This window comes from Corynebacterium doosanense CAU 212 = DSM 45436, assembly GCF_000767055.1.
GTDB lineage: Bacteria > Actinomycetota > Actinomycetes > Mycobacteriales > Mycobacteriaceae > Corynebacterium > Corynebacterium doosanense.
Genome location: NZ_CP006764.1, coordinates 599931 through 612227, shown reverse-complemented (window position 1 = coordinate 612227; position 12297 = coordinate 599931). Strand labels below are relative to the sequence as shown.

The 12297-nt window shown below is 68.4% G+C and carries 11 protein-coding genes; 3 read left to right on the top strand and 8 right to left on the bottom strand.

Features of this window, described 5'->3' with window-relative positions:
• Positions 1–100: 100 nt before the first annotated feature.
• A complete protein-coding gene (locus CDOO_RS03115) occupies positions 101–1441 on the top strand; it encodes a PspC domain-containing protein (protein WP_018021210.1) in 1341 nt (446 codons plus the stop codon).
• Here CDOO_RS03115 and thpR read toward each other — a convergent pair.
• From thpR to guaB, 5 genes are read right to left on the bottom strand one after another with little or no spacing between them, the layout of a single operon-like run.
• Positions 1425–1967: an RNA 2',3'-cyclic phosphodiesterase gene (thpR, locus tag CDOO_RS03110; RefSeq protein ID WP_018021211.1), complete on the bottom strand. Its 543-nt coding sequence runs from the start codon at positions 1965–1967 to the stop codon at positions 1425–1427. The two genes, CDOO_RS03115 and thpR, sit on opposite strands and share 17 nt — an antisense overlap.
• A gap of 1 nt (position 1968) precedes the next feature.
• Complete coding sequence (guaA, locus tag CDOO_RS03105; RefSeq protein WP_018021212.1) at positions 1969–3528, bottom strand: glutamine-hydrolyzing GMP synthase; 1560 nt, start codon at positions 3526–3528, stop codon at positions 1969–1971.
• Between the two features lie 25 nt (positions 3529–3553).
• Positions 3554–5380 (bottom strand): APC family permease, encoded by a 1827-nt coding sequence (locus tag CDOO_RS03100; RefSeq protein ID WP_018021213.1) that lies wholly within the window; start codon positions 5378–5380, stop codon positions 3554–3556.
• Positions 5381–5427: 47 nt separating this feature from the next.
• Positions 5428–6558 (bottom strand): GuaB3 family IMP dehydrogenase-related protein, encoded by a 1131-nt coding sequence (locus tag CDOO_RS03095; protein WP_018021214.1) that lies wholly within the window; start codon positions 6556–6558, stop codon positions 5428–5430.
• 18 nt (positions 6559–6576) lie between these two features.
• Entirely contained in the window at positions 6577–8097 is a 1521-nt protein-coding gene (guaB, locus tag CDOO_RS03090) for an IMP dehydrogenase (RefSeq protein WP_018021215.1), read from the bottom strand.
• 107 nt (positions 8098–8204) lie between these two features.
• On the opposite strand from guaB, the gene CDOO_RS03085 reads away from it, so the two are divergent.
• The gene (locus CDOO_RS03085; RefSeq protein ID WP_155861283.1) at positions 8205–8594 is read left to right on the top strand and encodes a DUF5319 domain-containing protein; all 390 of its coding nucleotides are present in this window, start codon (positions 8205–8207) and stop codon (positions 8592–8594) included.
• Between the two features lie 7 nt (positions 8595–8601).
• On the opposite strand, the gene CDOO_RS03080 is transcribed toward CDOO_RS03085, so the two are convergent.
• Positions 8602–9375, bottom strand: coding sequence for a hypothetical protein (locus tag CDOO_RS03080; protein WP_018021217.1), 774 nt, complete (start codon positions 9373–9375; stop codon positions 8602–8604).
• Entirely contained in the window at positions 9375–9959 is a 585-nt protein-coding gene (locus tag CDOO_RS03075) for a sigma-70 family RNA polymerase sigma factor (RefSeq protein WP_018021218.1), read from the bottom strand. Before CDOO_RS03075 ends, CDOO_RS03080 begins: the two co-directional genes overlap by 1 nt.
• A gap of 330 nt (positions 9960–10289) precedes the next feature.
• On the opposite strand from CDOO_RS03075, the gene CDOO_RS03070 reads away from it, so the two are divergent.
• Complete coding sequence (locus CDOO_RS03070) at positions 10290–10589, top strand: WhiB family transcriptional regulator (protein WP_018021219.1); 300 nt, start codon at positions 10290–10292, stop codon at positions 10587–10589.
• Between the two features lie 70 nt (positions 10590–10659).
• Here the strand turns inward: CDOO_RS03070 and groL are convergent, their stop codons facing one another.
• On the bottom strand, positions 10660–12282 hold the full coding sequence (gene groL / locus CDOO_RS03065; RefSeq protein WP_018021220.1) for a chaperonin GroEL: 1623 nt from the start codon (positions 12280–12282) through the stop codon (positions 10660–10662).
• Positions 12283–12297: the final 15 nt, after the last annotated feature.

The window sequence follows — 12297 nt, the reverse complement described above, 5'->3', positions numbered from 1 at the left end:
ACCCCCGGCACATCGGGGACGACCCTGAGGTCCGGGGGTCCCGAAAGATCAGGGCCTTTCCCGATTCCGCCTGCGCCGCGTCGCCGACAGAATGAATGCCATGAGCACCTTCACCGACACCGTCAACCGCATGTGGGAGACCCGCCCACCCCGTATACGCAAGGACCAGGGTGGCAGAAGCTACGTGGCCGGCGTCTGCGAGGGCATCGGCGTCCGCTACCAGATCGATCCCACCCTCGTCCGCATCGCTTTCGTCGTCACCGCCCTGGCCGTCGGCGGAGGCATCGCCGCCTATCTCCTGGCCTGGATGTGCATGCCGCGCTACGGCATGACCACCTCCCCCGCACAGGCCGTCTTCCGCCGGAAGGATCAGCTCACCGAGCAGGAGCGTGGGGAGCGCCCCGCTGGCTGGTGGCTGCTCATCGGCTTCATTCTCCTCTCGGGCCTCTTCACCGTCTGGGACAGCGACTACCTCGGCTCCACCGCGATCATCGCCATCGCCCTGCTGCTGCTCGCCTGGTACGGCCTGCACCAGCGCCTCCCGGAGCCCCCCGCCGGGCTGCTTCCCGGCGAGGATTCCGGGCAGAGCGTGAACCTCTCCGCCTACACCTCGATGAACCCGCAGCCGGCCCCGCCGGCGTGGGATCCGCTGGGCACCGCCCCCTTCGCCTGGCATCTCCCGGAGCCTCCCGCCCCGGAGCCTGCCCGGAAGAAGACCAGCGTGTGGGCCTGGGTCCTCGGCGGGTTCGGCATCACCGTGCTGGTCGTCGCGCTGGTCGGCGCGGCGGGCGGGTTCCTGTGGCTCCTCACCGGCGACACCGGCCGCGAGACCATCACCCCCACCTCCGCCGAGGAACTCTCCGCGAGCTACCAGACCGGCGATCAGCCGCTGACCCTCGACCTCTCCCACCTGCCCGCACTCACGGAGGACCGGGAGGTCACCGCGACGGCGACCGACCAGGATCTCCGGCTGGTCCTGCCCGAAAACATCCCCGTCACCGTCTCCTGCGACGACGCGCCGGACTGGGAGTGCACGCCCGGCAACCGGAACCCGGGAGCGGAGGGCGAGACGTTGAAGGTCACGCTTATCGACGGCCCCGGCGACGGAGCCGCCTCCATCACCACCCCGCTCATCGACCCCGACGCCCGTCCCACCAGTGAGAACCAGCTGCAGGACACCTACGACAGCGAGGCTGGCCCGGCCACCTTCGACTTCAGCCGCCTGCCCACGCTGGAGAAGGAACACACCGTCGAGATCGACCACGGCGTCGGCCCGCTGACCGTCCTTCTCCCCCGCGGCCCGGTCGAGCTCGTCTGCGAGGACGGCCTCGGCGCCACGAACTGCACCGAGGGCACCTACCACGAGGACGCGGAGGGCGAACTGCTCACCATCAGGATCGACGGCGGCGTCGGCCCGGTGCACGTCAGCGGCCTAAACTGACACTTCCCACCGTCTCGTGCAGCGCCCCGCCACTGCGCCCGGCCCCCAGGGTCGAGCGCACGAGGTCGATGCGGTCGGCGAGAAACTCCGGCCCCTCGTACACGGACAGCGCGTGCACGACGTCGCCGAGAAACGGATCCCAGTCCCGCCCGCGCACCCGGTTGCGCGCCACCGTGAGGTGCGCGCGTTGCCGGGTGCTTTCCGACGGGTCCAGCAGACACTCCGCCATCAGGCGCTTCAGCTCGCGGGTCTCCCCGCCGACGCCGATCCACAGGTTCTTCCGGTTGAACGACCCTGCCCCCTTGAGCGAGAGGGTCATCGCCCGGGCGTCGGTCCTGGCCAGGTGCGCCAGCAGGTCGTCGACCGCGCCGTCCGGCTGCTCGCCGTAGAAGGCGAGCGTCAGGTGCCACTGCTCCGGATCAGTCCACGCCAGGTCCGTGCCCAGATCCGCGCGGATCGGGCGCAGAGCCCGGACCAGGTGTTCCCGGGCCTCCTCCGAGGGGCTCAGCGAGGCGAAGAGCCGCACGTCACTCCCACTCGATGGTTCCCGGCGGCTTGCTGGTCACGTCGAGCACCACGCGGTTGATCTCCTCGACCTCGTTGGTGATGCGCGAGGAGATCCTCTCCAGCACGTCGTAGGGCACCCGCGACCAGTCGGCCGTCATCGCGTCCTCCGAGGAGACCGGGCGCAGCACGACGGGGTGGCCGTAGGTGCGGCCGTCGCCCTGCACACCCACGGAGCGCACGTCGGCGAGCAGCACGACGGGACACTGCCAGATCTCGCCGTCGAGACCCGCCCGGGTGAGCTCCTCGCGGGCGATGAAGTCGGCGTCGCGGAGAATCTCCAGGCGCTCCCTGGTCACCTCGCCGATGATGCGGATGCCCAGGCCCGGGCCCGGGAAGGGCTGACGCCCGACGATCGCCTCGGGCAGACCCAGCTCGCGGCCGACGGCACGCACCTCGTCCTTGAACAGCAGGCGCAGCGGCTCGACCAGCTCGAACTCGACGTCGTCGGGCAGTCCGCCGACGTTGTGGTGGCTCTTGATGTTCGCCGTGCCCGCACCGCCGCCGGATTCCACGACGTCCGGGTACAGCGTGCCCTGCACGAGGAACGCGGTGTCCTGTCCCTCCAGCGCCTTATCGACGGCGCGTTCAAACGACCTGATGAACTCCGCACCGATCGCCTTGCGCTTGGCCTCCGGCTCGGACACACCCTTGAGCCTGGCCAGGAACGCCTCCGACTCGTCGACGGTGATCAGGCGAACGTCGGTGGCGGCGACGTAGTCGGTCTCCACCTGCTCGCGCTCGTACTTGCGCAGCAGACCATGGTCGACGAAGACGCAGGTGAGACGGTCGCCGATGGCACGCTGGACGATCGCGGCGGCCACGGCGGAGTCGACGCCGCCGGACAGACCACAGATGGCGTAGCCGTCACCGATCTGGTTGCGGACGTCGTCGATAAGCTGCTCCGCAATGTTCTCCGCGGTCCACGTGGGCTCGAGCCCGGCGATCTCGTGAAGGAAGCGGGTGAGCACCTCCTGGCCGTGCGGCGAGTGGCCGACCTCGGGGTGGTACTGCACGCCGGCCATCTTCTTGTCCACGTTCTCGAACGCCGCTACCGGGGCGCCCGGGGAGGTGGCCGTGACGGTGAACCCCTCGGGAGCCTCAGTGACGGAGTCGCCGTGACTCATCCACACCTGGTGCACAGGCTCGAGCCCCCGGTGCAGGTCGCCGCCGTCGGCCGTCAGCTCGGTGCGGCCGTACTCGCGGGCGCCGGTCTTGGCGACGGTGCCACCCAGCGCATTCGCCATGGTCTGGAAGCCGTAGCAGATGCCGAAGATGGGCAGGCCCAGCTCGAAGATCTGCGGGTCAATTCCCGGCGCCTCGTCCGCGTACACGGACGACGGTCCGCCGGAGAGGATGATGGCCGCCGGCTCCTTGGCCACAATCTCCTCGATGGTCGCGGAATGCGGGATGACCTCGGAATAGAGGTTGGCCTCACGCACACGCCGGGCGATGAGCTGGGCATACTGGGCGCCGAAATCGACGACGAGGACTGGGTGGACTGAAACCGTATTCGCACTCACGAACGGTGATGTTACCCGGCGAAGGCTAGTCCACGTGAATACGTGGGCGGCGGTCCTCATCGGCCTCCGCTCGGCGCAGAATCTCCTGGGTCGCCGTGGCGTTCTGTCCCCGGCCGGTGAACAGATACCGGGCGGCCTCACGCAGTGGGCTGCCGCTGGACCACTCGAAGTAGACATCGGGGGTGATGCCGGTCATCGCCTGGATGCGCAGCGCGATGACCGCGACGGCGTTGGCCACCGAGGGGGCAGCCACCCGTAACACCGGGACGCCGTCGTCGTTGCCACCCCGCACACACAGTTCCTCCGCGTAGGAGGAGGGGTCCACGAGGGTGACCTCGAGCAGGACGACCGGGCCGCGCACCCTGCCCCGCATCCGCATCCCCCGCACCTTGGCGTCGCCGCCCCCGGGTGCGGAGGGGATGATGGTCAGGCTGGAGCCCGTGGAATGCGCCTGGAGGATGCGCTCGGCGGAGGGGTTGAAGGTGACGCCGACGTCGCGAAGCTCATAACCACGGCGCCACCGCGAGAACAGCGAGACCGCGACGATGGCGGCGATGAAGAAGGCCGCGACCTTCAGGCCGTCCGGGCGTTCGACGACGTTGGCCAGCAGCGTCACCCCGAGGACGAGCGCGGTGAGCACGGGCAGCAGCTTCCGGTCCGACAGGACGGCGACACTCACCGCGCCCGACACCAGCAGCACCAGGACGCCGGTGGCGTAGGCCCCGGACTGCGCGTCCACGTCCGCGCGGAAGATGAGCACGATGACGATGGCCAGCGCCGACAGCAGCAGGACCATCGGGCGCGAGCGACGCGCCCACTCCGGCGCCATGCCGTAGCGCGGGAGATACCGCGGGATGAGCGCCAGCATGCCCGCCATCGCCGAGGCACCCGCGAACCACAGGATGGCCACCGACGCGATGGCGTAGACGAGGCCGAAGGCATCCCCCAGGTAGAGCTGCGCCAGATAGGCTAGGGCGCGGCCGTCCGCGGCACCGCCAGGGCTGTACTGCGTTTCCGGAATGAGCAGCGCGCACACGAAGGCCGAGGAGATGAGGAAGACGCTCATGATGGCGGCGCTGACCGTGACCAGCAGCTTCCCCCGGTGGATGCGCTGCTCCAGGTTGTCTGCCCGGATGAGCGGCATGACCGACACGCCCGTCTCAAAGCCCGACAGGCCGAGGGCAAGTTTGGGAAAGACGATGACCGCCACGAGCAGCACCATCCAGGGGTTGCCCTGGGAATGCCACAGCGATGCCCACCACGCGGACACCACCGCGCCGTCGGTGACGACGTGGTACATCGCCACCGCGATGACCACGGTGGTCAGCGAGAGATACACGCCGACGATGACCACCGCGACGGACACCGCCTCGGTGAATCCCCGCATGAACACGGCGGCCAGCACGACGATCAGCCCCACCGTGAGCGGGATGAGCCAGGGGCTGGACGTGGAGTGCAGCAGGTGCGCCGAGGCGTCGGAGGACGAGAGCGTGATGGTGACCATGAAGTCCGTGAGCGCGAAGCCCAGGAGAACGAGGATGAGGAACTTGGCCTTCCAGCCGTGGACGATGTTCTCCACCAGCGCCACCGACCCCAGCCCGTGCGGCGACTTCGCGGCCACCGCCCGGTAGACGGGGACGGCGCCGAGGAGCGTCACCGCCACGAGGATGAGGGTGGCCAGCGGGGCCAGGGCGCCCGCGGCCAGCAGGGCGATGCCCGGCTGGTAGCCGAGGGTGGAGAAGTAGTCCACGCCCGACAGGCACATCGTCTGCCACCAGGGGTAGGTCCCCTTCTTACGGGAGGGGACCGCCGTGAAGTTGTCGCGGCGTACCGGGAAGTGAGGCTTGCTCACCTGAGTTTTCACAGAGGGAGAATCTACTCCCCCTCCGAGTCAAAAACTCAAGATACGGCCAGATCCACCTTCTGGAAGCTCTTGAGGTCGGTGTATCCGCACTTCGCCATCGCCCGGCGCAGACCGCCGCAGAGGTTCTCGTAGCCGAAGGCGTCCGAGGACGGGCCGTGCAGCAGGCTCGCCAGGGAGACGGGTTCCTCGGCTGCGAGGGCAAACTCGTCGCGCTCGATGACCCCGCGGGGGAAACGCGGGTGAGCGGCGGAGGACTGCCAGTAGTGGCCCGCCGCGGGAGACTCGCTGGCCGCCGCCAGCGGGGCGCCGAGGATGACCGCGTCCGCGCCGCAGGCGATGGCCTTGGCGATGTCACCCGAGGTCTCGATCTCCCCGTCGGCGAGGATGTGCACGTAACGTCCACCGGTCTCGTCGAGGTACTCCCGGCGTGCGGCGTTGGCGTCGGCGATGGCCGTGGCCATGGGGGTCTCGATGCCCAGCGCGGCGGCCGAGGTGTTGCGTCCGCCGCCGACGATGATGCCGGCCGCTCCGGTGCGCATGAGGTGCATGGCGGTGGTGTAATTGCTCACCCCTCCGGCGATGACCGGGACCTCCAGCTCGGAGATGAACTCCTTGAGGTTGATGGGGTCTCCCCCCTTGGCCACGTGTTCCGCCGAGATGATGGTGCCCTGGATGAACAGCAGCTCCACCCCGGCCTTGACCAGCGCGGGGGTCAGCTCGCGGGCGCGCTGCGGGGAGACACGCACGGAGAGGGTGGCATCGGTGGAGCGGGCCTCGGCGAGGCGCTCGGCGAGCAGCTCCGTGTCGATGGGCGCGGAGTGCAGCTCCTGGAGCACCCGCGTCGCGGCGGGAGCGGACTCGGCGGCAGCCTCAGCCAGCCGGGCGAAGGCGGCGTCAAGATCCGCCTGCCTGCCCCACAGTCCCTCGGCGTTGATCACACCCAGTCCGCCCTGTTCGTGCATGGCGGCGATGAAGTCGGTGCTGCCGGCGAGGGCGTCCGTGGGGTGGGAGACGAAGGGGACGTCGAAGCTGTAGGCGTCGATGTTCCACGACGTGTCGACGTCCTTGGACGACCGGGTCCGCCGGGAGGGGACGAGATTGATGTCGTCAAGGTGGAAGGTGCGGCGGGCCTCGCGGCCGATGCCGATTTCGACATTGTCACGCATGGTGGTTTCTGTTTCCCTCTAGCGGTAGTTCGGGGCTTCGACGGTCTGGGTGATGTCGTGCGGGTGCGATTCCTTCAGGCCGGCCGCGGTGATCTGCACGAACTGCTTGGTCTGGAGCTCCTCGATGCTGGACGCACCCGTGTACCCCATGGCCGCGCGCAGTCCGCCGACGACCTGGTGGCAGATGGTCTCGATCTCGCCGCGGTAGGGAACCCGGCCCTCGATGCCCTCGGGAACCAGCTTGTCCTCGCTCTTGACGTCCGCCTGGAAGTACCGGTCCTTGGAGTAGGAGCGCTTCTCCCCGCTGAGGCCGCGGCCCTGCATGGCACCCATGGATCCCATGCCGCGGTAGCGCTTGTACTGCTTGCCGCCGATGACCACAATGTCGCCCGGGGACTCCATCGTGCCGGCGAGCATGGATCCCAGCATGACGGTGGAGGCGCCGGCGGCCAGGGCCTTGGCCACGTCACCGGAGTACTGCATGCCGCCGTCGGCGATGATGGGGATGCCCGCAGCGTGGGCGGGGACGGAGGCCTCGAGGATGGAGGTGATCTGCGGGGCGCCGACACCGGCCACCACGCGGGTGGTGCAGATGGAGCCCGGGCCGATGCCCACCTTGATGCCGTCGGCACCCGCGTCGATCATGGCCTTCGCGGCCTCGCGGGTGGCGAGGTTGCCGCCGACGACGTCGGTGCGGTCACCGAAGTCGCGTTTGACGCGGGAGACCATCTCCAGCACACGGTTGTTATGTGCGTGGGCGGAGTCGACGACGAGCACGTCCACGCCGGCGTCGACGAGCGCGCCCGCACGGGCGTACGCGTCGTCACCGGTGCCGATGCCCGCGGCGACGAGCAGGCGGCCGGAGGCGTCCTTGGAGGAGTTGGGGAACTGCTCCGTCTTGACGAAGTCCTTCACCGTGATCAGCCCGCGGAGGTGGCCGTTGTCGTCGACGATGGGCAACTTCTCCACCTTGTTGGTGCTGAGCAGCTCCAGGGCTTTGTCCTTGGCCACGCCCTCCTCGGCGACGATGAGCGGGAGCTGGGTCATGACCTCGGAGACCTTGCGGTCGAAGTCGCGCTCGAAGCGCATGTCCCGGTTGGTGATGATGCCCACCAGCTTGCCGGCCTCGTCCGTCACCGGCAGGCCGGAGATGCGGAAGCGGGCGCACAGCTCGTCGACCTCGGCGATGGTCATGTCCGGACGGGCGGTCACGGGGTCAGTGACCATGCCGGATTCGGAGCGTTTGACAATCTCGACCTGGCCCGCCTGCTCCTCCGCCGAGAGGTTTCGGTGCAGCACGCCGATGCCACCCTGGCGTGCCATGGCGACGGCCATGCGCGCCTCGGTCACCGTGTCCATCGCCGCGGAGGCGATGGGCATGCCCAGCCGGATATTGCGGGTGAACTGGGCGGAGGTGTCCACGTCGCTGGGGACCACGTGGGACTCGGCGGGCAGCAGCAGTACGTCGTCGAAGGTCAGTCCGGTCAGCGCGACCTTGGAGGGGTTGTCTCCGCCGAAAGAGATGGGCTGGTCAGTCATGGGTGGGGAACACTCCTGCAGGTCGTCGATCGCCGTCGTTGATGGCCTTCACTGTAATGCCTCTGCCGCACGGGCGAGAATTGCCCGCGGGCTCGGAGACAAATAGGGTGACCTGTGTGAACTTCGACTCGATGATGCCGCGTGACCCGTTCGCCGATGACCCGAATGACCCGGCCTCGTTCCTCGAGGACGACGCCTCGGAGGACGTGCCGCCGCTTTCCGACGAGGAACGCGCCCATGTCCTCGAGGATCTGCGCATCGTCCGCGAGTGCAAGAACATCCTCGAGCCGCGCGGGATGCGGGGGATCTACTTCCTCTGCGAGGACTGCGACATCATGCACTACTACGACTGGGACATCATGGCCGGCAACATGCAGGCCTCGCTGAAGGGTGAGCTCGGACCGGTGCACGAGCCGAGCGCGGAACCCGACGTGGACGCCTACGTTCCCTGGGACTACGCGGTCGGCTACCTCGACGGCCTGGAGGGCCGCCGCTGACTCAGGCTCAGCCTGCGTCGCCCAGCACGACCGGCTCATCATCGTCCGGCGTGGGCGTGACGGTGACGGTGCCCGCGCGGGTCTCCGTGACGGTGACGACCTGAGTTTCCGTGGCGCGCGCGGTCTCGGTGACCACGGCGGACTCGGTGACGGTGGCTCCCGGGGCGGTGACGGTGACCGGGCTGGCCTCGGCGTCGACGGTCGTGTCGGAGGTCTCCGTGACGGTGGCCGTCTGGTTCTCTCCCCGGATCGGCACGGGCGCCCCGCCGGTGGATTCCGCGGCCGGGTTGTTCTTGCTGTCCAACCTGGCGACGAGCCGCTGCGCCTCATCAAGAAGCTCGCGGGTGCCGCTGATGTCACCCTCCTCCGCACGGGTCTGGATCTCCTCCAGGGTGCCGGCGAGTTCCACCACGGTCGGGTCATCATGCTGCTGCCCGATGAGCCCGGAGCCGACGAGCACCGCGCCCGAGCCCGCGATGAGCACGGTCGCTGCGGCCGCACCCACCAGGCCGTGGAGCAGGGCGCCGGAACGGCGTCGGCGCGAGGCCAGCGGGATCACGGTGGTGTTCCCGTCCGTCTCCTCCTCGTCGATGAGGGGTGCCGGCGGCATGGGTGCGGAGACGTCGTCACGCAGCTGCAGCAGAAGTGCGGCGAGTTCGTCGGTTCCCTCGGAGGGATCCTGTCCCTGGGACAGCGCGGTGAGGAATTCGTCGTCCCTGGCCAACGGTGCAAACTGGTCGGCGAAATCTTCACCGGACCCGGACCTGTATCGGCGATCCATCAGTCATGCACTCCTTGGCGGTCGAGAGATTGTTCGTCCACGAGTTTTCGCAGCGCGGCGAGCGCCCGGTGCTGTGCTACCCGCACTGCACCCGGGGTGCTGCCGACGACGATTGCGGTCTCCTCGGCGGACAGGCCTGCGTAGATCCTCAGGATGAGGATCTCCCGTGCCTTCTCACTGAGTGAATCGAGCAGCTCACGCACTCTGTTACTTCCGTCGAGTGTGAGGGCCGCCTCTTCCGGGCTGAATCTCGAATCCACCGTGTCCGGGACATCCTCGGTGGGATTGGACTTGTCGCGGGACATGGCCCGGTGGGCGTCGGCGACCTTGTTGAAGGCGATGCCGTAGACGAACGCCATGAACGGCCGGCCCTTGTCCACGTAGTTCTCCACCGACGTGGCCACCGCGAGACAGATCTCCTGCGCCACGTCCTCCGGGGTGGGAGCCCGGCCGCCGCCGATGCGCGCCCGGGCGTAGCGCAGCACCTTGGGGTGAATGAGACGGATGATCGACTGCAGCGCCCGACGATCGCCCTCTCGTGCCTTAGGCACGAGGACGGCCAGTTCGTCGTCGATCTCGCTCACGGATCCTCATTCGGTGGGGAGTAGGGCTGGGAACAAGCACAGGGATAGCGGTGGTCCCTGAATATGCTGCGACGGCTCACTGTACCCCCCTCGGGCCTGTTCCGGGCCGTTCGCAATGTTCACAAACTCTTAACCTTCGCTGAAAACGCAGGCTAACGGCGGTAAATCCACCCTAATCCGAGGCGGGGAACTTTGTAGTAACACCTTCGTCATGTGTTGTTCACCAGTGAGTACCACACTCCCTATCGAAGCGCCCGGCGAGCATGACGGCCACACCAGTTGCCTCGGGCCACGGTATGAGAACAGTTCCCCACGAAGGAGTCCCACCCTATGTCGCAACCCCATCTCCTCCCCGGCCCCAACGCCGACTTCTGGGACTGGCAGCTTCACGGCCTGTGCCGGGGCGAGGACTCCGACGTGTTCTACCACCCCGACGGTGAGCGCGGCCGTGCCCGGGCGCAGCGGGAGAACCGCGCGAAGGCGATCTGCCAGACCTGCCCCGTGATCGGCAACTGCCGCGATCACGCCCTCAAGGTCTCCGAGCCCTACGGCATCTGGGGCGGGCTCTCCGAGTCGGAGCGCCTGAGCATGCACCGCGGCCGCACCTCGGCGTCGCACACCGGCGCCTGAGCCTGGCCGCACACGGAAGGCCCGTCCAGATTTCTCCGGACGGGCCTTCACGCTGGCGTCGTGTGCCTACCTAGTGATGGTGGTGGCCGTGCACGCCCTGGGCGGCAGCGGCCTCCTCCTGCGGCTTCTCCACGACGGAGGCCTCGGTGGTGAGCACCATGCGCGCCACCGACGTGGCGTTGACCACGGCGGAGTGCGTCACCTTGACGGGGTCGATGATGCCCTGCTCAATGAGGTTGCCGTACTCGCCGGTGGCGGCGTTGAAGCCCTCACCGTTGGCGAGCTCGGAGATGCGGTTGACCACGACGGAGCCGTCGAGGCCGGCGTTCTCCGCGATCCAGAACGCGGGGCGGCGCAGCGCCTTGGCGACGGTGAGCACGCCGATGCGCTGCTCCCCCTCGAACTGCTCGGCGAAGGACTCGAGCTCCTTGGCGATCTGCACGAGGGCGGAACCGCCGCCGGCAATGACACCTTCCTGCGCCGCCGCGCGGGCGGCGTTGATGGCGTCCTCGACGCGGAGCTTGCGCTCGCTCATCTCGGTCTCGGTGGCAGCGCCGACCTTGATGACGGCGACGCCGCCAGACAGCTTGGCCAGGCGCTCGCCGGCCTTCTCCTTGTCCCAGCTGGAGTCGGTGTTCTCGATCTCGCGGCGGATCTGCTCGCGGCGGGCGTCGACCTCCTCGGAGGAGCCGGCGCCGTCGACGATGACCGTCTCATCCTTGGTGACGGTGACGCGGCGGGCGGAACCGAGCACGTCGATGTCCGCCTCCTTGAGGGTGACTCCGACCTCGGGGTCGACAACCGTGGCGCCGGTGACGACAGCCAGGTCATCCATGAACGCCTTGCGGCGCTCGCCGAAGTACGGGGACTTCACGGCGACAACCTTGAGCGCGCCGCGGATGGTGTTGACCACGAGCGTCTGCAGCGGCTCGCCGTCGACGTCCTCGGCGACGATCAGTGCCGGCCGGGACGACTCGACGATCTTCTCCAGGATGGGCAGGAAGTCGGGCAGCGAGGAGATCTTGCCGCGGACCAGCAGGATGGCCGGGTTGTCCAGCGCGGCCTGCTGCGAGTCGGCGTCGGTGACGAAGTAGGGCGAGAGGAAACCCTTGTCGAAGGAGACACCCTCCGTGACATCGACGGAGGACTCGATGGACTGGGACTCCTCGACGGTGAGGACACCGTCCTTGCCCACCTTGTCCATCGCGCCCGCGACGACGTCGCCGATCTCCCGGTCGCGGGAGGACACGGTGGCGACGTTGGCGATCTCCTGGCTGGAGGACACCTCGGTGGCGCGGGCCTTGAGCTCCTCCACGGCCTTCTCCGCCGCGGCGGCGATGCCACGGTTGAGTTCGACCGGGTTGGCACCCGCGGCGACGTTGCGCAGTCCCTCGAAGATGAGGGCCTGGGCGAGCAGCGTCGCGGTGGTGGTGCCGTCGCCGGCGACGTCGTTGGTCTTGACGGCGACGGACTTGACCAGCTGTGCGCCGAGGTTCTCGAACTTGTCCTCGAGATCGATCTCGCGGGCGATGGTCACGCCGTCGTTGGTGACCAGCGGGCCACCGAAGGCCTTGGCCAGGACGACGTTGCGGCCCTTGGGGCCGAGGGTGACCTTGACGGTGTCGGCGAGTACGTCGACGCCGCGCTGGATGCCCTCGCGGGCCTCTTGATCAAATGCGATGAGTTTAGCCATGAAGGCTCATGCCCT